The 25525-nt window shown below is 46.2% G+C and carries 18 protein-coding genes and 1 other RNA gene; 8 read left to right on the top strand and 11 right to left on the bottom strand.

Features of this window, described 5'->3' with window-relative positions; translation table 11 throughout:
• Positions 1-971 precede the first annotated feature (971 nt).
• The 7 genes from E2R66_RS13070 to E2R66_RS13040 form a co-directional block, all read right to left on the bottom strand.
• Complete coding sequence (locus E2R66_RS13070) at positions 972-1193, bottom strand: hypothetical protein (RefSeq protein ID WP_133231123.1); 222 nt, start codon at positions 1191-1193, stop codon at positions 972-974.
• Positions 1194-1195: 2 nt separating this feature from the next.
• A complete protein-coding gene (locus E2R66_RS13065) occupies positions 1196-3742 on the bottom strand; it encodes a beta strand repeat-containing protein (RefSeq protein ID WP_133231125.1) in 2547 nt (848 codons plus the stop codon).
• 26 nt (positions 3743-3768) lie between these two features.
• On the bottom strand, positions 3769-8907 hold the full coding sequence (locus tag E2R66_RS13060) for a beta strand repeat-containing protein (RefSeq protein ID WP_133231127.1): 5139 nt from the start codon (positions 8905-8907) through the stop codon (positions 3769-3771).
• 414 nt (positions 8908-9321) lie between these two features.
• A complete protein-coding gene (mgtA, locus tag E2R66_RS13055; protein WP_133231129.1) occupies positions 9322-11871 on the bottom strand; it encodes a magnesium-translocating P-type ATPase in 2550 nt (849 codons plus the stop codon).
• Between the two features lie 11 nt (positions 11872-11882).
• Positions 11883-12743, bottom strand: a complete 861-nt coding sequence (locus tag E2R66_RS13050; RefSeq protein WP_133231131.1) for a universal stress protein — start codon at positions 12741-12743, stop codon at positions 11883-11885.
• Positions 12744-13320: 577 nt separating this feature from the next.
• Positions 13321-13691, bottom strand: a transfer-messenger RNA (tmRNA) gene (gene ssrA, locus E2R66_RS13045).
• Positions 13692-13842: 151 nt separating this feature from the next.
• On the bottom strand, positions 13843-14898 hold the full coding sequence (locus E2R66_RS13040) for an acyltransferase (RefSeq protein WP_133231133.1): 1056 nt from the start codon (positions 14896-14898) through the stop codon (positions 13843-13845).
• Positions 14899-15020: 122 nt separating this feature from the next.
• On the opposite strand from E2R66_RS13040, the gene E2R66_RS13035 reads away from it, so the two are divergent.
• The 3 genes from E2R66_RS13035 (at position 15021) to E2R66_RS13025 (ending at position 17552) form a co-directional block, all read left to right on the top strand.
• Positions 15021-15863, top strand: a complete 843-nt coding sequence (locus E2R66_RS13035) for an SDR family oxidoreductase (RefSeq protein WP_133231135.1) — start codon at positions 15021-15023, stop codon at positions 15861-15863.
• A gap of 118 nt (positions 15864-15981) precedes the next feature.
• Entirely contained in the window at positions 15982-16518 is a 537-nt protein-coding gene (locus E2R66_RS13030) for a c-type cytochrome (protein WP_133231137.1), read from the top strand.
• Between the two features lie 134 nt (positions 16519-16652).
• Positions 16653-17552, top strand: coding sequence for a Nif3-like dinuclear metal center hexameric protein (locus tag E2R66_RS13025; RefSeq protein WP_133231139.1), 900 nt, complete (start codon positions 16653-16655; stop codon positions 17550-17552).
• A 452-nt stretch (positions 17553-18004) separates the two neighbouring features.
• Here the strand turns inward: E2R66_RS13025 and E2R66_RS13020 are convergent, their stop codons facing one another.
• Complete coding sequence (locus E2R66_RS13020) at positions 18005-19219, bottom strand: BaiN/RdsA family NAD(P)/FAD-dependent oxidoreductase (RefSeq protein WP_133231141.1); 1215 nt, start codon at positions 19217-19219, stop codon at positions 18005-18007.
• On the opposite strand from E2R66_RS13020, the gene E2R66_RS13015 reads away from it, so the two are divergent.
• Genes E2R66_RS13015 through accC form a run of 3 tightly spaced genes read left to right on the top strand, consistent with a single transcriptional unit; the run spans position 19218 to position 21789 of the window.
• Positions 19218-19820, top strand: a complete 603-nt coding sequence (locus E2R66_RS13015; protein WP_133231143.1) for an NADH-quinone oxidoreductase subunit A — start codon at positions 19218-19220, stop codon at positions 19818-19820. The two genes, E2R66_RS13020 and E2R66_RS13015, sit on opposite strands and share 2 nt — an antisense overlap.
• Positions 19810-20289 carry an NADH-quinone oxidoreductase subunit B gene (locus E2R66_RS13010; RefSeq protein WP_133231145.1) on the top strand — a complete coding sequence of 160 codons (480 nt, stop codon included), beginning with the start codon at positions 19810-19812 and terminating at the stop codon, positions 20287-20289. Before E2R66_RS13015 ends, E2R66_RS13010 begins: the two co-directional genes overlap by 11 nt.
• 24 nt (positions 20290-20313) lie before the next feature.
• Positions 20314-21789, top strand: a complete 1476-nt coding sequence (gene accC / locus E2R66_RS13005) for an acetyl-CoA carboxylase biotin carboxylase subunit (protein ID WP_133231147.1) — start codon at positions 20314-20316, stop codon at positions 21787-21789.
• A 22-nt stretch (positions 21790-21811) separates the two neighbouring features.
• Here accC and E2R66_RS13000 read toward each other — a convergent pair whose 3' ends face one another.
• Complete coding sequence (locus E2R66_RS13000; protein ID WP_133231149.1) at positions 21812-22291, bottom strand: NUDIX domain-containing protein; 480 nt, start codon at positions 22289-22291, stop codon at positions 21812-21814.
• A gap of 75 nt (positions 22292-22366) precedes the next feature.
• On the opposite strand from E2R66_RS13000, the gene E2R66_RS12995 reads away from it, so the two are divergent.
• A complete protein-coding gene (locus tag E2R66_RS12995; RefSeq protein WP_133231151.1) occupies positions 22367-22864 on the top strand; it encodes an SRPBCC family protein in 498 nt (165 codons plus the stop codon).
• A 118-nt stretch (positions 22865-22982) separates the two neighbouring features.
• The gene (locus E2R66_RS12990; RefSeq protein ID WP_133231153.1) at positions 22983-23567 is read left to right on the top strand and encodes a riboflavin synthase; all 585 of its coding nucleotides are present in this window, start codon (positions 22983-22985) and stop codon (positions 23565-23567) included.
• Between the two features lie 260 nt (positions 23568-23827).
• Here the strand turns inward: E2R66_RS12990 and E2R66_RS12985 are convergent, their stop codons facing one another.
• Together E2R66_RS12985 and lepB are read right to left on the bottom strand one after the other, a co-directional pair.
• Positions 23828-24175, bottom strand: a complete 348-nt coding sequence (locus tag E2R66_RS12985; RefSeq protein ID WP_133231155.1) for a DUF1801 domain-containing protein — start codon at positions 24173-24175, stop codon at positions 23828-23830.
• A 133-nt stretch (positions 24176-24308) separates the two neighbouring features.
• Positions 24309-25418: a signal peptidase I gene (lepB, locus tag E2R66_RS12980; RefSeq protein ID WP_133231157.1), complete on the bottom strand. Its 1110-nt coding sequence runs from the start codon at positions 25416-25418 to the stop codon at positions 24309-24311.
• Between the last annotated feature and the right edge of the window lie 107 nt (positions 25419-25525).

The following is a 25525-nucleotide window of genomic DNA, read 5'->3' as shown; positions in this document are numbered from 1 at the left end:
GCTCCGTTTTAAACTTATCTCTAAATTCGTTGATACTAATTCCGCTAAACATAGCAAGTTATTTAGCTTAAATATACTAAATAACTTACTGATTATCAATAATTTATTAACAAAAAAAACGTTTTGCGAACTAAATACATAATCCTATAATTTTTTTTCCAGGTGCCAATTTTAACAATCGAATTGGTTTTATTGAGGATTTCTAAAATGTTTTCGTTGTCGGTCATCCTGGTCTTAGATGCGGTTATATCTTCCGAATAAAATAATACACCTCCGATTTGCTTATCCTCCCTAAACCATCGTCTGATATCCCATTTGATCCATATATTCAATTTATCGGGATGCTCAAATTCCGATTCGCCATTGTGAATATTATTTTTTAAAGCAGATTGAAATATTTTTCGCCATTTTTTTTCAAACGATGGAACAATGTCGTATAATAATTGGCTAGGCAGAACTTTTCCCTTAGTTGGTAATCATCAATCCATTTTTTCGACGCAGCAAGAAAATGCAAATCTTTATCAAACATGGCGAAGGCAAACGGGGCTTGTGTTACGAATAACTTGTAACGCTCGTCGGATAGCCCGTTTATGTTATCTATAAATGATTTTTCACGCTCATTTTTTTAATATTTTTTATAACATATCAAAAAATTACTTTGGCTCTCAAAATTAAGCAGCGAGGCAATTTGCGTTTTGTTGCCTTTTTTTTGCTTCAAATAATTATCGGCCAATTGCATTTGCAAATGGCGATAATAGGCAAAAACTGTTTTATTAAACGTTGATTTAATATCTCGTTTCAGGCATGATTCGGATAGTCCATACGTTTTGCCAAGGTTATAAGCCCTGGAAATCCAGAAAATAGGCTGTCTCTTAGTGCTGCTTCTACGTTGAATATAGGGGAATTGTAATTTGGTATCAAATTAGCGGTTTATTCCGCCAAACATACTTATTTTAAGTATTAAATTATTATTAAATAATATCTTCTTTATTATTATCATATATTTTTTTTATGCCTATAGCAAACGGGATTACAGCCAGATAGAAAACCCATTGGTCCAAAGGTGTTTCAACGTCAATATCTTCGCAATTTGGGTCGATAAATGGGTCGCATTGCGCAAAACAAGCCGCTGTTACTGCAAGCATTACAGCCATGATAGCCAATACTTTAAATATTATTTTTTTACCTATCATTACTATTGCTTTATAAACTTTACATGCCCCAAAAATGCTGCTGTTGTTGCATCGGTCAAATCAACAAAATATACCCCTTGCCCTAACTGGCTCACGTCGTAGGTTATAATGCCATTTGCTCCTGATGTACGGGTTGCCAACACGGTAAGCCCCATGGTGTTGTACACAGCCACATTCACAACCTTGTTTCCGATGCTTTGCGAGCTGATATTGATTATGCTGGTGGTAGGATTGGGATAAGCAGTTAAGCTAACCGGCGCAGCAACAGTAAAATCTAATTTCAACACATTGGAGTAGGTATAGCTACCATCCGCATTTGTCTGTTTCAACCGGTAACTATTTAGCCCGTTTATAGGGGCATTATCGGTAAAGCTATAACTGCTAAGCGAAGTGTCGCGTTTACTTAAAACGGTTGAAATTGTTGTTAGGCTTAATGAGTCGAGTCCGCGCTGCACATCAAATGATACATTATTGGTTTCATTTTTTGCGGTCCAGGCAAGGTGGGCAACAGTTGTGTTTTTTTGAGCAGTGAACGAAACCAGCTGAAATGGCAATACCGGAGGAGGGGGCGTTCCGAACATCAGTATTAATCTTGCAGTACCATATGTAGCTGGGTTACTCTTATCTATATTGAAGCTATATGAAGTGTTTTGGGTTACCGGTGTTATGGTACCTGTAAAATTATCTTTTAGCACCACCTGTGCACCCGCCAAGGCAGAGATATCGGTAAACAGAAGCGTTACCTTGCTACTCGCGGTAGCATTTACAGATAATTTAAGCTGTGTTACTTTGCTAATGGCCGGCATAAAATTGATTGCCAGTGAACGGGCATCACTTGATAGCGTGCTAAGCGTAACCGCACCACCAGAAAAGTATAATGCATCATCTTTTGCTGTTTCCGAAAATTCGTCTCTGAAAACTACCGTTGTTTCATCCGAGCTTTTACCATCTTTAAGTGTCATCCTTAAAAAAGTAGTAATTGGTACGGCGTTTAAAGTTTGCTTATTATTGGCCGGAAGGCTCAATAAACGCGATGGAGAGCTATTTGCTTTGCTGCTTTCGGTAAAATTCACACTACCGGTGTTACTTGCATCTGCAACTTTTACGTAAAAGCCTTGTCCTGTTTGTATGTATCTCGATCCGCCGTTTGTACTAACGCCGTTAAAGTATTGGGCAGAGCCACCTCCAGGTTTTATGGTTATAATCAGGTTATCCATGTTGCTTGAATTTGCTAAAACTGTTTCCCAGTCGATAGTTGATGGGCAGGGGTTACCTAGCAAATTATAACCATTAACCGGGTCGCCGACATTATGTGTATTGGTAAGGCCAGCCATAGTAACGTTGCCTTTATTTATGGGCCCGGTGTATGTCACCGTAACATCGCCAGGCGCATCAAACGGCGCATTAAGCTTACTGCTTATGTTAGAACGGTCGCCGCGGTAGAAAAACAAGTAACCTTTTCCGGGCGTCGCCGATTGGTAAATATTCGGCAACGGTGTATATATATTTGTGGTATAAGCCGGCTCGTTATACGTTTGCAGCGTTACCGCATTAGGCGTGCTTGTGCCGCCAAGGTCAAAGCCGTTTTTAACGTTGCCTGGGCCGGTTATCAATGTGTAATTTTGCAGCTGCTGAAATGTTTTGCTAGCCAGGGCAGCATCGTTTATGGGCGTTGAAATAGTACGTGTACCACGGTTTATATCAATATTACCGCCGGTAATAAGCGTTTGTACATTTACATTACCGGTAATATCAGCACTACCCGCAATAGGCCCAATATTTCCATTGCCTAATGAATCGGATGTTACCGTTAAGTTTCCGTTTGCTGCCAGCACCGCGCTCCCGGCCATCGTTAGCAAGCCCGAATTTGATATAGAATATGTGCCCGTTACAAGCGTTTTAGTGCCGCTGTTTCCGAAAGTAACGTTTTTAAATACTACACCGTTCCCGTCGTCGCTGCCATCGTCGTTGAGGTCTTGGGTAGTACCGTTAAACAACACCGTGGTGCCATTGGTCACCAAATCAATCTTTCCATCAGATGATGTCCAATTTCCCATTACCGAAATAGTGCCGGAGGAAGTGGTTTTAACACCGGGCCCCGAGAACAGCAGGTCACTATAAGTACCCGTTACCGCAGTTTGCGCAGTCGAACTGTTGTAATCTACAGGTATGTTCCAGGTTTTTCCAGCCGTTAAGGGCGCTGAGGAAATACTCTGGGTGTGCAGCGTACCAGTACCGTTGTTGGTAAATCCGGCACCGGTTACCAAATCATTGGTGCCCATGTCCAGGTCGCCGTTCAGTAAAGATAATGCGCCGTTAATTGTGTAACTAACCGAGGCAGGAGGCATGGTAGCGCCCTGTGTATTATCGATAGTTAAATTGTTTACCGTAGTTGGTAATCCTGTGCCAATGCTCTGTGCGTTATCGCCATTGTAAGTATAGTTACCCGCTACGTTAAATAAACGCGTAGCGGTTTGTATTGATCCGGTTGCACCCGAAGAAGATATCCCATCATCATTTCCGGTTATCAGCGTGCCCCCGGCAGCCAAAGTAAATGTGCCCGTAGAGCCATCGATTACAGAAGTGCCAAATCTACTTTAGCATTTGTATTTACCGTGAAGTTTACCACGCCGGATATAGTGCCACCCGTTTTTTCATAGGTTTGCTGGGTTGTATTATTAAAGGCTATGGAATTTAGCCCGGTTCCCTGCTGTAGTGTACCGCCCGACATGCTGAAATCGCCACCGATATTTAAATTAAGCGTTCCGCTTGTGTTGTTTAATATTAGTATCCCGCCCGATTGATTGTAGTCGCCCGTAACTCCCAATGTACCGCCGGTGTTGGCCAAACGCATTTGCCCGGTACCTGTGGAAATTACCGACAGGCTGTTCATGGTTGCAGTAAGCGTGGTATTTAATGAAATGCCATTACCTGCTATATTTTGTCCCGGGCAGTTCCATACAAAATCGCCGAAGGTTTGGTTTAACCCGGCCAAATTGCCTACGTAACTGGTGTAGCCAATTATTTCGCATGTTGAGAGCGGATTCCATGTTGCTGTGGGTATGGTACCCGCCGTTGTGGTAAAATTGTGCTGGTATTTGCCGCCGCTTAAAAAAGCAAGGGCTCCGGTGGTAGTAATGGTGCCAGCGTTATTTAATATACCCGATACCGAGAATTGCGTGCCCCCGGCCCCGGCCGCGATAGTTAAGGTTATACCGCTGTTCACAATCACTTGCGCATTGGCATCAACAATAACCTGATCTACTGTGACGTTGGCCGTTACGGTTATAACGTGGCCTGTGAGGATTTCAACGCCGCTTGCTGAGTTGGTAGGTGTTAAGGTTGCGTCCTGCCAGTTTGTTGTGCCGTTGGTAGAGCTTTGCCAGTTGTTGGCATCGTTCCAGTTACCCGATGATGCTGTTCGAAAATAATCTGTTGCTACTGTGGCGGGTACGCCTACCGGCACACTTACAGTTTTGTTGATAGCTGATTGCGTTGCGGTAATAGTTGGTAATGGTGACGTAGAAACGCTCTTGATATTTACAGAAAATACCCTTGTGCCAGCTGTTAATGCTGCTGCAGCAGGCAATACTGCCGTAGCGTCTGAAGAAGTGATGGTTACTGTATTTGTTACCGTTGTTACCTTGTTATAATAGGCATCAACCGCATTTACGGTAATGTTGAAAGCGGTGTTGCGGGCAGGCGGATTAGCCGTGCCTGTTGCGCCCGTTAAAGTACCTGGTGCGGCGGTTTCGCCCGGGAGCAATATTTGTAGTTGTGAATATGCACCTGCAGCTACGGTAACCGATGGTGACGTAGAAGCAGTAATAAGGCCATTAGTTGCATCTGTTGCTGTAATGGTTTTTGCACCCCCGGTTTTTAAAGTGATGCTGAAGGTTTTGCTGCCCGCAACAGCTGCTGCGTTAGCCGGTAAAACAGCATTTACATCCGTAGAAGTTATTTTTATTACATCGGTAACTGATGAGATGTTGTTGAACACCGCATCAACTGCATATACGGTAACGTTGAAAGCCGTACCTGTTTTACCGGTGGCTGTGCCCGCTGCGTAAGTTTCGCCCGGCAATACAATAAGTAACTTTGAAAAGGCACCCGCGTTAACGGTTACGCTTGGGCTTGTGTTAGGAGTTCTGGCAGCGTTGGTTACATCCGTAGCCGTAATTGTTTTTGTGCCGGGTGTTTTTAATGTTACCGCAAAGTTTGTTTTTGTACCGGCTGCCAGGGCTGCATTGGCAGGCATAGTGCCCAATGCGTCTGTAGAGGTTATTTGCACTACATCTGTTACGGTGGTTACTTTGTTCCAGTTGGCATCAACTGCGTTAACGGTTACGTTAAATGCCGTGCCGGCAGTTCGCGCTGTCGGTGTGCCTGTTTTACCGGAGGCTGTGCCGGGTGCCGCTGTCTCGCCGGGTAACAATAACTGCAATCTCGTAAAAGTGCCTGTATTAACCGTGGTATTAGGGCTGGTATTCGCTGTGCGCGCAGGGGTAGTTACATCACTGGTAGTGATGGTTTTTGTACCGGATGTTTTAAAAGTAAAGCTTAGTGATTTGGTACCTGCAACCAGCGCGGTATTTGCCGGAAGGGTGGCATTCACATCGGTTGATGTAATTGCAACTACATCTGTAACGGTTGTAACTACGTTCCATGCAGCATCTACTGCGTTTACCGTGACGTTAAACGCAGTGCCCGCTGTTCGGGCACTTGGCGTACCGGTTTTGCCTGTAGCAGTACCCGGGGCTGCGGTTTCGCCGGGAAGCAGTAATTGTAGTTTGGTAAACGTACCAACAACTACAGTTGTAGATGGGCTGGTATTAGCAGTTTTGGTGCCGTCGGTAATATCGGTAGCGGTTACTGTAGCTGTAGCTGTTACCTTTTTTAAGGTCACCGCCAGCGTTTTAGTGCCCGCAACTAACGCCGTATTAGCAGGAACCACGGCGTTTGGATCGTTACTGGTTATACCCACTGTTTGCGTAATGGTAGTAACTTTGTTCCAGTTAGCATCAACCGCGTTAACCGTTACGTTAAATGCTGTGCCTGCCAATGCTGTAGTGGGCGTGCCTGTTTTGCCTGTTGCAGTACCCGCAGCTGCGGTTTCGCCCGGCATTAGTAGTTGTAACTTGGTAAAAGCACCTACAGCCACGGTAACAGCCGGGCTGGTATTAGCCGTTATTGCACCATTGGTGATATCGCTTGCCGTTATGGTTTTAGATCCTACAGTTTTTAACGTAATACTAAACGTACGCGTACCTGCGCTAAGTGTATTATTGGCGGGCAAGGCTGCATTGGCATCTGTAGATGTTATGCCGATATTATCGGTAGATGATACCACATTCCAGTTGGCATCAACACTATTAACAGTAACCGTAATGGCGGTACCTGCCGTTGGGTTGGTTGGCGTACCTGTTTTACCCGTTGCGGTGCCAGGCGCTGCGGTTTCCCCGGGAAGCAGCAACTGCAATTTTACAAACGTACCGGCAGCTACAGTAACAGCAGGACTGGTATTTGCGGTTATCCCAACGTTGGTAACATCGCTTGCCGTTATGGTTCTGGATCCTGTTGTTTTTAAAGTAATACTGAATGTACGCGTACCTGCACTAAGTATATTATTAGCGGGCAATACCGCATTGGCATCGGTACAGGTTATGCCGATATTATCTGTAGATGATACCACGTTCCAGTTGGCATCTACGCTGTTAACAGTAATTGTAATAGCAGTACCTGCCGTTGGGTTTGTTGGCGTACCTGTTTTACCTGTGGCGGTGCCGGGTGCGGCTGTTTCGCCGGGCAGCAACAACTGCAATTTTGTAATTGTACCGGCAGCTACGGTAACCGCAGGGCTGGTATTTGCAGTTATCACGCCGTTGGTAATGTCAGTTGCCGTTATCGTTCTGGATCCGGAGGTTTTTAAGGTTATACTGAACGTGCGCGTACCCGCACTGAGTGTATTATTGGCAGGCAATGTGGCATTTGCATCGGTTGAGGTTATGCCGATATTATCGGTTGATGATACCACATTCCAGTTGGCATCTACGCTATTAACAGTAACTGTAATTGCCGTACCGGCTGTTGGGTTGGTTGGCGTACCTGTTTTACCTGTAGCTGTGCCGGGGGCTGCGGTTTCACCGGGTAGCAACAGCTGCAGCTTGGCAAAAGCACCTACTACTACGGTGACAGATGGGCTGGTATTAGCCGTTATTGCACCATTGGTGATATCGCTTGCCATTATGGTTTTAGATCCCACAGTTTTTAACGTGATGCTGAATGTACGCGTACCGGCGCTAAGTGTATTGTTGGCTGGCAATGCTGCATTGACATCGGTAGATGTTATGCCGATATTGTCGGTAGAAGATACCACATTCCAGTTGGCATCTACGCTGTTAACAGTAACGGTAATAGCTGTACCGGCTGTGGGGTTGGTTGGTGTACCGGTTTTGCCGGTAGCGGTGCCCGGGGCTGCTGTTTCGCCGGGCAGCAACAGCTGCAATTTTGTAAATGTACCGGCAGCTACAGTAACCGCAGGGCTGGTATTTGCGGTTATCCCCACATTTGTAATATCGCTGGCCGTTATGGTTTTAGATCCGGCGGTTTTCAACGTAATACTAAATGTACGCGTACCTGCACTAAGTGTATTATTGGCAGGCAAGGTAGCATTTGCATCGGTTGAGGTAATACCGATATTATCTGTTGATGATACCACATTCCAGTTGGCATCTACGCTGTTAACAGTAACCGTAATTGCGGTGCCGGCTGTAGGATTGGTTGGTGTGCCTGTTTTACCGGTTGTGGTGCCGGGAGCGGCTGTTTCGCCCGGTAGCAGCAGTTGAAGTTTGGTAAATGTACCTACGGCCACAGTAACAGCAGGGCTGGTATTTGCAGTTATCAACCCGTTGGTAATGTCCGTTGCCGTTATAGTTCTGGATCCGGCGGTTTTTAACGTAATGCTGAATGTACGCGTACCAGCACTAAGTGTATTATTGGCTGGCAAGGTAGCATTTGCATCGGTAGATGTAATGCCGATATTATCTGTCGACGAAACAACGTTCCAGTTAACGTCAACACTGTTAACCGTAATGGTGATGGCGGTACCGGCTGTTGGGTTTGTTGGCGTACCCGTTTTACCTGTTGCCGATCCTGGAGAGGCCGTTTCGCCGGGAAGCAGTAGTTGCAACTTTGTAAATGTACCGGCTACCTGCGAGAGTGCTCCGGAAATTGCATTTGTAGCGAAACCCGCTATAGTGCCGGTACCCCCTGTTCTGGTGATGTTGGTGCTTGAAAGTGTTGTTTTAACAGTTGCCTGCACCTGTAGCCCGATGATGGTTATTGCGTTTGACAGAGATGCAGCACCACACGTGTAAGTAATGGTGGCTGTTGTGCCGGTAACCACTACGCTGGCGCTGCTTATATTACCGCCCACAGAAACAGAACCCGTGCCAGCCAGGAATTGCCAATTGGTAGGTGCCGTTAATATAATGGTTAAACCGCTGCCCGATGAAAAATCGGTAGTGACTGCACTTGATAAAACAATATTGCCTAAAGTAGTGAACGCCGCTGCGGGGCTACCGCTGGATTTATCAGCTGATATACCGGTTCCGCCGGTTGCTGCGGTAATATTTACGTTAGCGAAGGAAATAAAAGGAATAAATAAAGTGACAATGAATGCAATAGATAATCTGCGCAAGTTGGATAGGATCATAGTACTAGTATTCAGGAGTAAACTTAGCCCTAAAACCAATGGCTATAATAACTGTTAAAGGTCAATTTATAGCTGCTGAGGGTAGAATGCTGCAGTTAAGTGTTGATTATTAACCTGCTGTAACCAGGGCTGATAAGTAGCTGGTGCTTTTAATGGGGCAAATATGGCGGGTGAGGTAACGCTGATGATCTCGTTCGGAATTGCGGTTTAACTGTCATACATGGGGTTTCCGGCGGCAGCAAAAGTTTTTTGATACATCCATTTTGTCAACAAAATAATATGCGGTACTTCAAAAGAAACCATTGCCCCGTTGTTGATCAAACCCTAAAACAACTCTGTTCTCTATTGATGTATAGCTGGTGCAGGGGCGACGATGTCAATTATTATCGCATCGTCGGGTTTAATGCCAACCGTTCAAGGTTTTGAGTGCGCTACCAGCCTTTTATAGAACCAGCGTTTAGCCAAATCGGCTGCAGCGATGTAAGCGGCCAGGATCAGCAACATCCAGCCGTAATAGGCAATTGGCAACCGCGTAAAACCAAACCATGCGGCAAGAGGCGTTAGCGGTAGGGCAAGTACCAGCAAGATAACCAATATGGTTGCGTTCGTAAGGTAGCGCCCCGGCAAACTTTTGAAAAATGGCAGGCGTGTGCGAACAACCAATACGATCAATGTTGCAGAGATAACTGATTCTAACAACCAGCCGGTTTGGAAAATTTTTTCATCAGCATGGAATACGAAGATCAGTATCCCAAAGGTGGTATAATCGAAAATCGAACTTAATAAACCAAATGTAAGCATGAAGCGCTTGATAAAGCCAAGGTTCCAACGCTGCGGCGTTTGGATGCTGGACTGATCTACACGGTCTGTAGCGATAGCCATTTCCGGCAGATCTGTAAGCAAATTGGTGAGCAAAATCTGTTTAGGTAACATGGGCAGGAAGGGTAAAAAAAGCGATGCCCCGGCCATACTAAACATATTGCCAAAATTGGCACTGGTGGCCATAAAGATGTATTTTAGTGTGTTGGCAAAAGTTTTCCTGCCTTCTATAATACCTGCGGCAAGCACCGTCAAATCGCGGCTTAACAAAACAATATCGGCCGCCTGCTTAGCAACATCAACTGCGGTATCTACCGATATCCCTACATCAGCTGCGTGAAGTGCTGGAGCATCGTTTACCCCATCGCCCATAAAGCCAACCACATGGCCAGCCTTTTGCAAAACCAAAATAATGCGCTCCTTTTGGTTGGGTTCTATCTCCGCAAAAATATGGGTTAGCGGTGCCCGATGGATCAGCGCGGAATTACTCATTTTTTGCAGGGTGCTGCCGGTGAGTATTTGAGGGTTTTGTAAACCAATTTGCAAAGCCAGGCTTTTTGCCACCAGTGCGTTGTCGCCGGTGATGATTTTAAGTTGCACACCCAGGCCGTTCAATTGGCTGATGGTGGAGGCCACGTTGGCTTTAGGTGGGTCGAACAGGGTGATAAAACCCAGAAAGATCATATCTTTCTCCTGTTCTTTGGTGAAATCTTTATCCTGTTCGGTTAACTTGTAGGCTACACCCAGAGTACGGAAACCGGCTTCGCTCAGTTCCTGATATTTTTTAAGGATGAAATCCTTAAAATTACCTATATCACTCACCTGCCCATTACCGCTTTCTACCTGGCTGCAAATTCCCAGAACCACATTTAATGCTCCCTTTGTAACAGCAAAATTAGCTTCATCTGTTTGTACCTGTATACTCAGCCTTTTACGTATAAAATCGTAAGGGATTTCTGCCTGTACCCGGTAGCCTTCTGTTGCGTCGGCGCGGGCCTGGCAAATCGCCTCATCAATAGGATTGTGAAAACCCTGTTGCAGTGAGGCATTCAGCCAGGCATACAGCAATACTTTATCGCTATGCGCGCCGCTGCTATCCAGGGTGTCCTTTAATGTTACTTTGCCTTCGGTTATGGTTCCGGTTTTATCGGAACAAAGTATATTCATGCTACCAAAGTTCTCGATAGATGAGAGGCGTTTTACAATGACGTTTTGGGTTGCCATGCGCCGCGCCCCCGCTGATAAATTCACACTGATAATAGCCGGCAACAGTTGCGGAGTGAGGCCCACCGCGAGTGCTAACGAAAACAACAAGGAATCGAGTACCGGCTTGTGCAGCAATACGTTTATGGCGAAAATGATGATAACGAGTAATAAAGTAATCTCCATTAGCATATAACCGAACCTGCGTATACCGCGTTCAAAATCAGTTAAGGGTGCAGAGGCGGCTAGTCCGGCTGATATTTTGCCGAATTCTGTTTGTTGCCCCGTCCGCATGATCAATGCCGTTGCTTTGCCGCTGATAACGTGCGCGCCCATTAGCAGAGTATTGCTTCTTTTTGCAAGCGGCGTATCCTGTGGCAAAATGCCGGCATTTTTTTCTACCGGGTAGGTTTCTCCTGTAAAGGCTGCTTCGTCTGCAAATAATTCCTGCGAGGTAAGGATAAGACTGTCGCCGGGGATGATGTCGCCGGCAGAGAGCATCACAATATCACCGGGTACGGCTGCTTCTACCGGTATACTGGTCTTTACACCATCCCTCAGCACATCGCAATGCAATTGAACCAATTTCAACAATGCCTGCACCGCATTTGCAGCGCCACGTTCCTGCCAAAAGCCCAGGCAACTGCTAATCAGTACAATAATCAATATAATGATGGTGTCGGCAACATCCCCCAGTCCAGCAGATAATACAGCAGCTATAATCAGCAGGAGAGTAATAGGGCTTTTTAATTGCGAAAAAAATAAACGTAATGCCGAACTATGTGCGTTAGCACGGATGGTGTTGGCACCATATTCAGCCAACCGCGCGCGTGCGTCTGCCTTAGCGAGTCCGTGTTGGTCACTCCCAAGTAACGAGAGGGCTTCGACTGTAGTGAGGTGACAAAAATTGCCGTCTGGAATACGGGAGGAGGTTATCTGCATGTATGTTACGCCTATATGAATTTTGGCGGAAAAATTAGTAGCGGCTGTTTTTGGTTTCTAACTTCCTTCCTGGTGCTACTAAGCCCAAATAGCTTAGAGAAGAACCCTTGATGGTAATGAACCATTGCCAGCAGATCAGCGCCAGATTCATCACAATATTTATTAAGGCGCGGAATTACTTCTTTTCCCCAAATGCTGTGATAAGTTATACCGGGAAAATTTAAACCACCGGCAAACCTTTTCAATTCAACCTCTTCTTTCCATTTTTTGTCGGGGTTATCGCCAAAAGTATCAACATGCAGTACCTGTATTTCAAATGATAATAGTCCGGCCATATCTACCAGGTAGTTTATGGCATGGAAATCTTTTTCGTTATAATCGGTGGCAAAAACCACTTTCTTTAGCTGTTTAAGGTTAGATTGTAGTGGAATAATTAGGATGGGTCGGTTGGAATGTATAATTACGGATTGGGTTTCGCTACCACCCAGCAATTGATCCAGGTAATCGGAGCTGCCTGAACCCATAATAACCAGTTCATAGTCTGCATTGGCCAGTAGCTTAGCCAGGTTTGCACCCAGATCGCCATCTTCGCTAATGTGCTCAATTGGGATTTCTATTCCCTCGAAATTTTCTTCAGCAAATACTTTTGTTTTGCTTAAGAACCTGGCCATACGCTCATTCGTTTCGGCTGCGTAAGCGTCACTGAATTCAGTAAGGTAGGGTCCGCCATTTTCATATGCTACCAAAGGGAAAGCCTGAAAGCTGTGATAGATTGTTAGTGCCGTTTGCATTTTAGTGCATAGATATAGGGCGTTCTCAGCCGCATGTTCTGCATGGTCCGAAAAATCTGTTAACAACAAAAGCTTTTTCATGATGGTAATAGTTTGATGTGAACAAATGTTCAATTAAGTTCTCATTCGATAAGTGTTTGTAATCTCTTAATAATTTGATTTATAACATTTTTGGTTGTTGGTGCGAGACACATAGCGATGTGATAACAGTCATTCCCGCTACAGGAAGGCGGCCGATATTTGACTCAAACAAAATTTATTTTTAGGTCAACTTGAATAAGAATAAATGACTTTCGGTAGTTAAGTTTAATGATGGAAGACTTCTGGAATACCGATAGCTTTTTAGCCTTGGATTAATTAACCGGGAAAAAGACCCGCAGTAAAATAAAGGATACAGCAGATGGGTTCAAATGTAGATTGCCGCGCCAGGCTTCAAATAGACAATAGCCCGAATTTGGCATGAACAAAAAAAGGCATATAGTTAAATACTAGGTAAGCTTAAAATTTTGTTGAGGCGACAAAAAAACGTTTAGTGAATTTTTAGATAAATAATGTTCACAGTTTTTTAGCATATCGATTAGTTTTGCCGGATTCTAATCACTGTTCGCTTAAAACTTGTAACGCCCACCCTTTATCAAGAGCAGGCGTTACAAATTTTTCGTGGAGCCGGAGGGATTCGAACCCTCGTCCAAACATGGTATAAAGTAAGCTTTCTACATGCTTAGCTGTTATTTAATTGTAGAGACTATGGAAGGTTAACCGCTTACCTGTACCTTAATCCTTAGGTGCTTTGTTTCGCTTGCTTACCACACCTTTAAGCAGGCTATTTCCGTTTTACGATGCCCCGGTTGCCGATCCAACAGAACAGAAAACCGGCGGGACAAAAGCTATACTAATTCTAAATTAGGCAGCTAAGGCAAAATTATTTTCGCCATTTGAAAGTTTGAGCGTTCAGATTTTAGCGCTAATTCACCCAACGCGCTGCATGCTTACTTATTTATCTCCATCCTGTCAATTCCGGTCGACCCCATTTTTTTTGAAGTTCGCAATAGGCGGTTGCCAGTTTGCAGATAACACAAAGATACAATTTTTATCGATTGCACCGATTCTAAAATGATTTCACGGATAGACGTGCAGTTGGGGTTTCCCATTGGGCTATAATTCAATGTTAGCAACTAAATTACCCTACAAGGTATTTCAGCAGCGGTATTTTACCCATCGCCCAAACCAGCAGCCACGATAGCACGAAGCACAACAGCGCCACTACCGGTATGCTTAGCCATGGGTTGAAGATGGCGTAGGTGATGTCGTTCAGTTCTAAAATGTTCAGGATGAGCGCATGGCAAAAGTAGATTCCAAGCGTGTATTTGCCGGCATCATTGCATATGCCGGTGACCTTCGGGTGGAGCTTTGCTTTAGTATGTTTCGCAATAAGGAACGCGCTTGCAGCCAGCGGCACCACAAAGGGGCCAACGGGTTCGTAAAAATAAGTACTTAGCTCCCCCGTTTTTACCTCCAGGTAATAAGTGCCTAGGGTAATGACCGTTACAAGGCAACAGAATATTAGAATAATCAGCAGTACAGTACCAGGGAAATTGAACTGCTTATTGGCGAGGTAGTAGCCAAGCACCAGGTAACCGGTATAGCCGGCGAAGTTATGCAGGTCTACCGCAGTATCAAAACGATCTAGATAGGGTTCGCTGATGAGGATGGTAAGAAACCAAATCGCCAGAAAATAAAGCAGCTCCCGCTCGTTTGCATGCCGCACGAATTTGCCAAGGATGGGGATGAACAAATATAAGCCAATGAGCAGGTAAACATACCACAAATGGTACGAGCTGCCTGTTTTTAGCTGATGCAGCACCATTTTTATGCATCCCCAGGGATCGGCAGGGAATACGATTATTTCATTATACCATTGATAGCCCACATACACCAGGCTCCAGAACAAGAAAGGGAGTATCAGCCGACCAAGGCGTTTTTTCAGAAAATTACCCAGCTCGTATTCGCGTTTCAGGAGCAAAGCGCCGGTTACCATTACAAATACCGGCACTGCAAACCGGGTTAAGGCATTATAAACGTCGGCGGCCATCCAATTGCTTAGGTGTGCCGTTTTATAATTGAACAATAGGGGCGAGGCTGTATGTAAAACTACCACTGCAACCATGCTTATCAGTCGCAGGTTGTTTATCCAGCTTATGTTTGTGCTTTCGGCGGGCGGGAGGCTTTGTTCCATTAAAATGATTACAATTCGATGCGCTAAGGGGCCGTAACTTGCTACTACAATCCTTTTTGCAAATACCGCGCAATATATTAGTTTTGGTATAGCAAAATCCCATTTACCAAACTATTATTAGCATGCCCATTACTACAACCGTTATCACCGGCGCAACATCAGGCATAGGCAAAGAAACTGCTTTGGCGCTTGCTAAAAAAGGCCATGCCCTTTACCTGCTGGTACGCGATATGGATAAAGGTGAAGAGACAAAGCAGGAGTTGATAAACCTGTCTAAGAATAACAATATCTACCTGGTGTTTTGCGATCTGGCCGATATGGATAGCATCCGAAACGCGGTGGGTATTTTAAAAAGCAGCCTCTTCAGTATCAATGTGCTAATCAATAATGCAGGAGGCATATTTGCGCAACGCCAGGTAACCAGAGATGGTTTCGAGATGACTTTCGCGGTAAACTATCTTGGGCATTTCTTGCTTACCCATTTGCTGATGCCCTTGCTGGAGAAAGGGCAGGCCCGGGTAATTAACGTGAGCAGCGATGCGCACCGCATGGGCAAAGCACAATTTAAAGATTTACAGTGGGAAACCGCAACCTATTCGCCGCTTAAGGCCTATGCCATGGCCAAGCTTTTCAATATATACTTTACGCGTTCTATAGCCGTAAAATATGGTCCCAAGGGTGTTACATCATTTGCCCTGCACCCCGGTGTGGTGAACACCAATTTTGGCGAAGGGCTCAGCGGATCAAGCAGGATGTGGCTTTGGCTGGCCCGCCCGTTTATGATAACGGCCGAGCAGGGCGCGCAAGGTGTTGTTTATTTGGCAACGGGTAGCCGCATAGATGCCAAAAGTGGCAAGTACTTTAAAGATGGTAAGGTGCACAGTCCATCGGCAAGGGCAACTGATGACGATGCTCGTAAAAAGCTGTGGGAAATGAGTCTGGAAATGATTGAACCTCTCGTTTAGCTTACGTAAAACATGTTTAAACATGCTTAAAATGACATTTCTGTAACATTTCTGTTCTCAAATGCTTGCATTCGATTTTTTTGCGTTAGCTTAGTATCATCAAAACAGCCTCAAAGAAATGATTATTAACAAAAAATTATTGGCCTCCGTTACGCTGCTATCGGTAGTTGTGTTTATGGCCATGTCGCCCGCGCCAAAGCCCGAAGAGCACAAATTCAAAAACTTAAAGGTTTTGCCAAAAAATATTACTGACAAGCAATTAGATGCAGTAATGGATGAATGGGCGCACTCGTTAAATGTGCATTGCAATTTTTGCCACGTACGCGACGAGCAGGCCCACAAAATGGACTTCGCCAGTGATGCCAAGCCCGAAAAAGATATGGCTCGCCATATGTACAAAATGATGAACGATATCAATAAAAAATATTTTGAGGCCAAAAAGGATAGCCTGGGTATGATGACGCAAACCGGCATCAACTGCTACAGTTGCCACCGTGGTGTATCGCATCCCGAAGTTGTTGCCGCACCGGCTCCGCAACGCCGTGGCCCGGGTGGCCCTCCTCCGGGTCCGGGTGTTCCTCCTCCGGGTGGCCCGGGTGCACAACCACCGGCAGGTGCGCCTGCTCCGGGTGCACAACCACCGGTAGGTCAATAAAAAACTTAACTGCAGAGCCGCCTTCACAACAGGCGGCTTTTTTATTGGATAGATTTTTTGCGATAATTTGTTCAGTTGCGCTTATTGCCGTACATTGATTGCGCTAACCCTGTTGTACAGATAACCAACGAATCATGAAAGCAGCATTGCCCTCCCGCCGCAAATTCATTACCCAAACTTCAATAGCAGTAGCCGGTGTTACCCTGTTGGGGCTCAACTCTGCATTCAGGCTTCCCGGCAGTAGGGCCGAAGCCATTACCGTACAGCAAATTATAGATTTAATATTGAAGGAAGGCGGTCTTAGCCCTATACCCGGCACGGTTGATACCCTCAAAAGCGGCAGTGCCGATATGGTGGTTACGGAGATAGTCACCACCATGTTTGCTACGATTGAAGTAATTGAACAAACGGCCAAATTGGGCGCTAACTTCATCATCGCGCACGAACCCACCTTTTATAACCATACCGACGATAAGGAATTTGTGAAGAACAACCCGGTTATGCAGCAAAAGGTCGACTTGTTGAATAAATACAAAATTACCATTTGGCGCTGCCACGACTATATCCACTCTATAAAACCCGATGTAATTGGGTACGGTGTGTTGAAAAAGGCCGGTTGGCTGCCGTATTACAAAGGCGGTACTACTGTTGAGATTCCTAAAGAAAGCCTGCGCCAGGTGGTACAGCACTTAAAAACTACTCTTAACATTGCACATGTTCGCGTAATTGGTAATCTGGACCAGCCTTGCGAAAAACTCACCGTTATCCCTGGTGCCGCGGGTGCCAAATGGCACCTCGCCGCAGTAATTAATGATAAACCCGATGTATTAATTATTGGTGAGCTGTCGGAGTGGGAGACCGCCGAGTTCATCAGGAACGCTAACGAAGAGGGCCGCAAAGTTGCCTTAATTGTATTGGGCCATTCGGTAAGCGAAGAACCCGGCATGGAGTATTTTGTAGAATGGCTTCAGCCAAAACTGCCGGGCATGAAAATAACACATATTGCATCTGGCGACCCGTTTACGTGGATGTGAGTTGACACGGATTTCACGAATTGAATAGACACGAATTTTTCCAAATTATTCCAATTTTACAAATAAGGAGAGCTGCTGAATCAGCTAATTTGAATTTCTTAACTCGCTACCCACAACGATTAGTGAAATTCGTCCCAATTAGTGAAATTCGTGTTCATTCAATTCACCACAACGATTAGTGAAATTCGTCCCAATTAGTGAAATTCGTGTTCATTCAATTCACCACAACGATTAGTGAAATTCGTCCCAATTAGTGAAATTCGTGTTCATTCAATTCACCACAATGATTAGTGAAATTCGTCCCAATTAGTGAATTTCGTGTTCATTCAATTTACTGCAACGATTAGTGAAATTCGTCCCAATTAGTGAAATTCGTGTTCATTCAATTCACCACAACGATTAGTGAAATTCGTCCCAATTAGTGAAATTCGTGTTCATTCAATTCGTGTCAATTATAAATTCTGCGCAATTACGAATCCACTTGCCCAGGCCCACTGGAAGTTGTAACCGCCAAGCCAGCCGGTAACATCCACGCATTCGCCGCCGACGAACAGCCCGGGTACTTTTTTGCTTTCGAGGGTCTTGGACGATAGCTCGTTAGTGTCTACACCGCCGGTCATCACCTCGGCTTTATCGTAGCCCTTGGTGCCTGCCGGTTTTACTTTAAACTCGTGTATCAGTATACTGATGTCTTCCAACTCGGTTTTGGTGAGCGAGGCGAGGTTTTTTTCCGCCGGCACGTAATCGCTTAGCGCATCGGCAAATTTGCGGGTAAACAGGCCGGCCAGGTAAGCCAGTAGCATTTTTTTGCCGTTTTGCTCACGCTCGGTCAGTATCATTTCTGTAATATCTTTGCCGGGCAGCAGGTCGATATAAATAGATTCACCGGGTTTCCAATAAGAAGATATTTGCAAAATGGCCGGGCCGCTCAATCCCCAATGCGTAAACAGGATGTTTTCTTCGAAGCTCGCCCTATCGTTCCATACCCGGCAAAATACGCTATTGCCGCTCAGTTGCTCGTACCAGGGTTGATCCTTGCCGGTAATCGTAAGTGGCACCAAAGCAGGGGAGGTTTCGGTAACCGTCATGCCGAACTTGCGTGCCGTACGGAGGCCGAAATCCGTTGCCCCCATTTTGGCTATGGGCAGGCCGCCGGAGGCTATGACCACTTTTGATGTCGATAGGGTTTGCGGTTTGCCATGTCGTTCAAAGGAAACAGTAAAGTTGTCCGCATTTTGCTCAACAGCGGTCACATCAGCGTCGCACCAAATTTCCTGCCCCAAATCACCGCAAAGCGTTGTAAAAACTTGCACAACGTCCTTCGCCTTATCGCTCACCGGGAACAATTGTCCCAGCGTTTTCTCTTTGCCTTCTATCCCGTAGGTTTCAAAAAAGCTGACTGTGTCATCCACCGTCCATTGTGCTAAAGCCGAACGACTGAAATGCTCGTTTTGCGATATGAATTGCTTGTGCGTAGTGTAAAGGTTGGTGTAATTGCATCTGCCGCCGCCGCTGATCAGAATCTTTGCACCAGGCTTATCGTTTTTCTCCAATACCAGCACGCGTTTGCCTAAAAAGCCGGCTTGCACGGCGCACATGAGTCCGCAGGCGCCACCGCCGATAATTATCGCGTCGAATTGGGTTTGTTTTGTTAAATTTGCTGTCATGGATGATGTTTCGCAAATATCAGAATTTGGAAAGATACTTATCTTTTTAATTACAGGCGTTGTAATGATACTCATGCTGTTCGGCGTGAATCGCCTGCTTGCACCGCGAAACCCTAACCCTGAGAAACTTAGCACTTACGAATGCGGCGAGGAGCCCACCGGTAATGCCTGGCTGCCCTTCAATCCGCGCTTTTACGTAATTGCGCTGGTGTTCTTATTGTTTGATGTGGAGATGGTGTTCGTGTTCCCATGGGCTACGGTTTTCGGGAATAAGGAGATAATTCAATTAGATTCTCGCTGGGGATGGTTCTCGCTGATCGAAATGTTTATCTTCTTAGGCATCCTCATATTAGGCCTTGCCTATGTATGGATAAAAGGCGACCTGGAATGGATAAAGCCAAACCCAACCGTACCCGATTCCGGCACGAACATTCCGCAATCGCTGTACGATAAAATAAACCTGCAGCAAAGTGCATTCCGTGTAAAAGAATTCAGCTTAGCGGCTACTGCTACTGCACCTGCCTCTAATCCGACTGCAACTGCTACTCCGGCCAAGCCTATGTTTAAACCAAGTTTTAAAAAGCCTGCCAATGACGCCTGATTTAACTAACGAAAGCGGCGGCATCGTCATAACCAAAATGAACGATCTGCTCAACTGGGCGCGCCTGTCGTCGCTTTGGCCCTTGAGTTTTGGTATTGCCTGCTGCGCTATAGAAATGATGGGGGCTATGGCCTCCAGTTACGACCTCGACCGTTTCGGCGTTTTTCCGCGGCCGTCCAGTCGCCAGGCCGATGTTATCATTATAGCAGGTACGGTTACCTTTAAAATGGCCGAGCGTATCAAACGCCTGTATGAGCAAATGCCCGATCCTAAATATGTCATCAGCATGGGATCGTGCAGCAATTGTGGCGGCCCTTACTGGCAGCACGGCTATCACGTAGTGAAAGGCGTAGACAGGGTAATCCCGGTTGACGTTTACGTACAGGGCTGCCCCCCACGCCCCGAAGCCCTTATTGGTGCCATACTGGAACTGCAAAAGAAAATTGAGCAGGAAAGTTTGGTAGGGTAGGGTATTCCGTTACATTTGTTACCTATGCAAAAAATACTGGTAGCAAACCGTGGCGAGATAGCCTTGCGGGTAATGCGCTCCGCGCGCGAAATGGGCATCAAAACCGTAGCCGTTTACTCTGCAGCCGACCGCAATGCCCTGCACGTGCGCTATGCCGATGAAGCCGTGTTCATCGGCGAAGCACCATCAAACCAAAGTTATCTTGTTGGCGATAAAATTATTGCAGCCTGTAAACAAACCGGTGCCGAAGGCATACACCCCGGCTATGGTTTTCTCAGCGAGAACGCCGCGTTTGCCCGGCAGGTGCGCGAGGCCGGGCTGATACTCATCGGTCCGTCGCCCGAGGCTATGGAGATCATGGGTAATAAGCTATCGGCCAAAGCAGCCGCACTAAAATACAACATACCCATGGTGCCCGGCACCGAAGAAGCTATCACGGATATTGCCGAAGCAAAACTCCGTGCTGTTGAGGTAGGGTTCCCTATACTCATCAAGGCGGCTGCCGGCGGGGGCGGCAAAGGCATGCGCATAGTAGATACCCCTGAGGATTTTGTAGAGCAGATGGACCTTGCCGTATCAGAGGCAACCTCGGCCTTTGGCGATGGTTCGGTATTTATAGAGCGTTATGTATCATCCCCCCGGCATATTGAGATACAGGTACTGGGCGATACGCATGGAAATATCTTACACCTCTTCGAACGGGATTGCTCGGTACAGCGCCGCCACCAAAAAGTGGTGGAAGAAGCGCCCTCATCGGTTTTGACTTCCGAACTTCGCGAGGCTATGGGTAAATGTGCGGTAGATGTGGCGCGGTCTGTAAATTACACCGGCGCAGGAACGGTGGAGTTTATTATGGATGAGCAGCTCAACTTCTACTTTTTGGAGATGAATACCCGCTTGCAGGTAGAGCACCCGGTAACGGAGTTTATTACCGGGATAGACCTGGTAAAAGAGCAAATAAAGATTGCCCGTGGCGAAGCTATCAGTTTTAAACAGGAGGACCTGGAAATAAAAGGCCACGCTATGGAACTGCGTGTTTACGCCGAAGACCCTGCCAATAATTTTATGCCGGATATTGGCACGCTGGAAACCTACGTAACCCCAAAAGGTCCCGGTGTGCGGGTAGACGATGGCTTTGAGCAGGGCATGGAAATTCCAATCTATTACGACCCGATGATTGCCAAGCTCATTACCTACGGTAAAGACCGCGCCGAGGCTATTGAACGGATGGTGCGTGCTATAGACGAGTATCACATTACCGGCATCACCACGACGTTGCCATTCGGCAAATTCGTGATGCAGCATGAGGCTTTTACCACCGGGCAGTTCGATACCCATTTCGTAGAGAAATATTTTACGCCCGAGTCGCTTGATACAGATATAGAGGAAGAGGCTTTAATAGCGGCGCTGGTAATGGAGAAGCTATTGGGCGCGGGTAACGTTGTTTTGGTGGAGAGCAACGGAGGTGGGGTGTCTAATTGGGTTAGGAACAGGAGATAGTATTGCTGTTTAATCAACGGCATCATTTAATCATTAAAATCAACGGTTCAGACATTCCCTCCAACTCATCCACCAACCCCACCTGCGCCGGTACCAATTTTTGTTTCGCAGTTTCCAAATCGAACCAATCTGCCCGGTCTACTTCTTCGAAGTTGCGCATTTTGCCTGATTTGGGAGGCCACTCCATTTCGAAAGTATTGCTTTTGATGTTGGTGTGGTCTATGTCGGCCTCTACCGCCCAGGCATGTACCACCTTGCCGCTTTTGTATTTGATGGGGGCGAGTGGAGCGAACTCACCTTCAATTGTCTGTCCCGTTTCTTCACCAAACTCACGTTTAGCAGCGGTTAATGGGTCTTCGTCGCTTTCGTATTCACCTTTCGGGATGCTCCATACGCCGGCATCCTTTTTTACATAGAATGGTCCGCCAGGATGCACCAGGAAAACCTGCAGTTTATGGTTGAGTTTCCGGTAGGCTAATATCCCCGCGCTTGGTTTTGGCATGCTTAAATCATTTAAGGGCAAATTAGCAAAACACAAAGGATTATATTTAGTTTTATCTGCGTAATTAAACCGGTTATGGAAGACATCAGGTGGAAAAAATTTAAGCTTTGCGGCGATTATAACGTAGATATGCGCAGCCTTTACCTGGCTTGGGCCACACCGGGCGGACTGGAGAAATGGTTCCTGCGCAAGGCCGATTTCTTCACCGTGCCCCAGCGCCGCCGCGAACGCGATGAACAGATTGCCAAGGGAGATACCTATGCCTGGCATTGGCACGGCTACGATAATACCGTTACCGAAAAAGGCAGCGTGCTGGAAGCCAACGGCAAGGATTTTATCAAATTTACCTTTACCGACAACACTACGGTAAGCGTGTCGTTCTCCACCCGCAACGGGCTTACCATTATCGACTTATTGCAGGAGGATATACCACAGGAAAGCGACCCAACCAAAAACCTGCTGGTGCAGTGCCAGATAGGCTGGACGTTTTATTTGGCCAACCTGAAATCGGTAATGGAGGGTGGCAAAGATTTGCGCAACAAGAGGGTAGAACTGGAGAGCTGCTTTAAATAGTTACCAGATAGCCGTAGCATGATCTGTGCTTAAATTTGACATTAGGATATCTTCTTTATGCTTCTCTGTGAATATCTTTGTGCGCTTTGTGGTTAAATAGCAAAGCGTACGCAACCATATGTTTACAGGAATTATAGAAACTTTAGGCAAGATAACCGATTTGCGCCAGGAGCAGGGTAACCTGCATATCACCGTAGAATCGGCGATTGTGAATGAATTGAAGATAGATCAATCAGTAGCGCATAACGGCGTTTGTCTTACCGTAGTAGGGCTTACAGATGCCACACATACGGTTACAGCCATAGAAGAGACCTTGAATAAAACCAGCCTTGGCCACCTCAAAGTTGGCGAACCCGTAAACCTGGAACGCTGCATGCAAATGAATGCACGGCTGGATGGCCACATCGTGCAGGGGCATGTTGACCAAACCGCCATCTGCACCAAATTTACCGAGCTGGATGGCAGCTGGGAGTACACCTTTGAGTACGATGCCGCAACAGGCAATGTTACCGTAGAAAAAGGCTCGATATGCGTAAACGGCATTAGCTTAACCGTAGTTAACTCAGGACCAAATTATTTTTCGGTAGCCATTATACCTTATACATACGAGCATACTAACCTGCACAACGTGCGCGAAGGCTCTGTAGTTAATTTAGAGTTCGATATTATTGGTAAGTATGTAGCGAGGCTGATGCAGCGGTAATGAGGGGCTGCTTGGGGCAACTTTGGGTTTCAAAACGTGCCGGTACATCCGCGTCGCGAGTGGACTCACCTGCCTACCGGCAGGCACGCCCGGTCTTTGCTTCGCTCGACCACTCTCTCTGCTTCGCAAAGACGGTTTAGTTGATTTTTTCTTTTTTCCTTACCCTCTTTCCGCTTGCGGAGAGAGGGTCGACGCCCGCGCATGCTGGTCGTCGGGGTGAGTCAACTCTACGAGCGATAGACCAAATTCAAAGGTAGCGTTCATTTATAAAACCCAAGCGCGTCTGTCAATATCCCATCAATCTTCTCCACCGGGATATCCTGCGTGGCATCAATCAGCAATATTTTCATGCGTGCACGTTTCTCCTGCAGCAAATCCGGGTGATTAATTCGACCACCTTCTACAATGCCGATGTAGGGTTGCAAGTATTTTTTGTGTGTCCACAAATAGCAAAACATTTTGCCTTTATAGCAATAAAAGGGCATGCCATATTTCCACTCTTCGGTAAGGCTGGCATCCAATGCCAGAATATGCCCGCGTAGGAACTCCAGGCAACTTTTGGCTGGCTCGGGTTGTTGAAGAAAGTAGTTGTCGATAGGACGGGGCATGTTTGTCTGAATCAGAATTTCACCACCACGTCATTGCGAGGAACGAAGCAATCTCCCGATAAGCATGGCCGATTTGCAAAGCCGTTTGTCCTACGTAGAGATTGCTTCGTGCCTCGCAATGACGTGCGGGGGCTTACTGCTCCACGCTATGTATCGGCCTGAAAACCCTGTTCCAGCGGATTTTATTGAAGAACGATGCGGTGCTATCGATGCTCATCCAGGTGATCACAGCCTTGCCTACGATATGGTCCTCGGGTACGAAACCCCAAAAACGCGAATCTTCTGAATTGTGGCGGTTATCGCCCATCATCCAGTAGTAGTTCATCTTGAAGGTGTAGGTATCTGCTTTTTTATCGTTGATGTAAACGTCTTTACCTTTTATCTCCAGCTTGTTATGTTCATACACCTCAATGGCGCGGCTGTAAAGGGCGGTTGTGCTATCGTTCAGGGTTATGGTAGTCCCTTTTTTAGGCACCAGGATAGGTCCGTAATTATCCTCATTCCATTTGAATAAATCGCTTTGCGGGAAAACGCGGCTATCGGCGTTGCCCTTAGGCTCCACTACCTGTGTAATAGATTTTACGTTGGAGAAGCTTTTTACCTGCGAATAGCTATCAGTAGGTATTACCATCTCATAAGTATCCACGCCGTTGAATCTGCGCGTTTCCACATGCAGGTCGTTCAACATATCCTGGTTTAAAGGGGTACCATTGGTAACTACGTAGTAAGAGGTTTGCGCCTGCGGCGCATTCTTTACCGCTTTGCCATCGGTGTACACCTGTCCGTTTACAATGGTAACCGTTTCGCCGGGCAGGCCCACGCAGCGTTTGATATAATGCACGCGCATATCTACCGGGCGGGTTTCCGTTTCGGCAGGGTAGTTAAATACCACGGCGTCGCCTTTTTTAACATCACCAAGGCCAGGTAGACGGTAATATGGCAGTTGCACGCCGTCGAAGTAGGTTTTGATACCGCCGAATACGGTAGATTCCGTAAAAGGGATGGCTATTGGCGTCATGGGCATGCGTGCGCCGTAGGAAAGCTTGCTCACGAAAAGATAATCGCCTGTCATCAGGCTGCCCTCCATAGAGGCCGAAGGAATGGCAAATGCCGAAAATAACAAACCGCGGATAATGGTGGAGGCTACCAGGGCAAACAAAATAGCATCAACCCATTCGCGGGTTTTGCTTTTTTTAGGCTTGGTGGTATCAGTTTTTTTGCGGGATAAAAATTTCCAATTCATGATGGGTATGGTATTAATTCAGCATTCCTTAAGTGCTTAGAGCATGGTTTTTAAAAATTGTTACAAGTTTATCGATAATTATTAACCGTGTTGGTTACATTTATCCC

It is taken from the genome of Mucilaginibacter psychrotolerans (assembly GCF_004519315.1).
In the GTDB taxonomy this organism is placed as follows: domain Bacteria; phylum Bacteroidota; class Bacteroidia; order Sphingobacteriales; family Sphingobacteriaceae; genus Mucilaginibacter; species Mucilaginibacter psychrotolerans.
The sequence above is the reverse complement of the archived record's forward strand: the minus strand, read 5'-3'. Positions and strand labels throughout refer to the sequence as shown.

Bases quoted from the DNA above. Each gene is read 5' to 3' on its own strand.
- E2R66_RS13070 (WP_133231123.1), bottom strand. From the start codon at position 1,193: ATGATAGGTAAAAAAATAATATTTAAAGTATTGGCTATCATGGCTGTA.
- E2R66_RS13060 (WP_133231127.1), bottom strand. From the start codon at position 8,907: ATGATCCTATCCAACTTGCGCAGATTATCTATTGCATTCATTGTCACT.
- mgtA (WP_133231129.1), bottom strand. From the start codon at position 11,871: ATGCAGATAACCTCCTCCCGTATTCCAGACGGCAATTTTTGTCACCTC.
- E2R66_RS13050 (WP_133231131.1), bottom strand. From the start codon at position 12,743: ATGAAAAAGCTTTTGTTGTTAACAGATTTTTCGGACCATGCAGAACAT.
- E2R66_RS13040 (WP_133231133.1), bottom strand. From the start codon at position 14,898: ATGGAACAAAGCCTCCCGCCCGCCGAAAGCACAAACATAAGCTGGATA.
- E2R66_RS13035 (WP_133231135.1), top strand. From the start codon at position 15,021: ATGCCCATTACTACAACCGTTATCACCGGCGCAACATCAGGCATAGGC.
- E2R66_RS13030 (WP_133231137.1), top strand. From the start codon at position 15,982: ATGATTATTAACAAAAAATTATTGGCCTCCGTTACGCTGCTATCGGTA.
- E2R66_RS13025 (WP_133231139.1), top strand. From the start codon at position 16,653: ATGAAAGCAGCATTGCCCTCCCGCCGCAAATTCATTACCCAAACTTCA.
- E2R66_RS13015 (WP_133231143.1), top strand. From the start codon at position 19,218: ATGGATGATGTTTCGCAAATATCAGAATTTGGAAAGATACTTATCTTT.
- E2R66_RS13020 (WP_133231141.1), bottom strand. From the start codon at position 19,219: ATGACAGCAAATTTAACAAAACAAACCCAATTCGACGCGATAATTATC.
- E2R66_RS13010 (WP_133231145.1), top strand. From the start codon at position 19,810: ATGACGCCTGATTTAACTAACGAAAGCGGCGGCATCGTCATAACCAAA.
- accC (WP_133231147.1), top strand. From the start codon at position 20,314: ATGCAAAAAATACTGGTAGCAAACCGTGGCGAGATAGCCTTGCGGGTA.
- E2R66_RS13000 (WP_133231149.1), bottom strand. From the start codon at position 22,291: ATGCCAAAACCAAGCGCGGGGATATTAGCCTACCGGAAACTCAACCAT.
- E2R66_RS12995 (WP_133231151.1), top strand. From the start codon at position 22,367: ATGGAAGACATCAGGTGGAAAAAATTTAAGCTTTGCGGCGATTATAAC.
- E2R66_RS12990 (WP_133231153.1), top strand. From the start codon at position 22,983: ATGTTTACAGGAATTATAGAAACTTTAGGCAAGATAACCGATTTGCGC.
- E2R66_RS12985 (WP_133231155.1), bottom strand. From the start codon at position 24,175: ATGCCCCGTCCTATCGACAACTACTTTCTTCAACAACCCGAGCCAGCC.
- lepB (WP_133231157.1), bottom strand. From the start codon at position 25,418: ATGAATTGGAAATTTTTATCCCGCAAAAAAACTGATACCACCAAGCCT.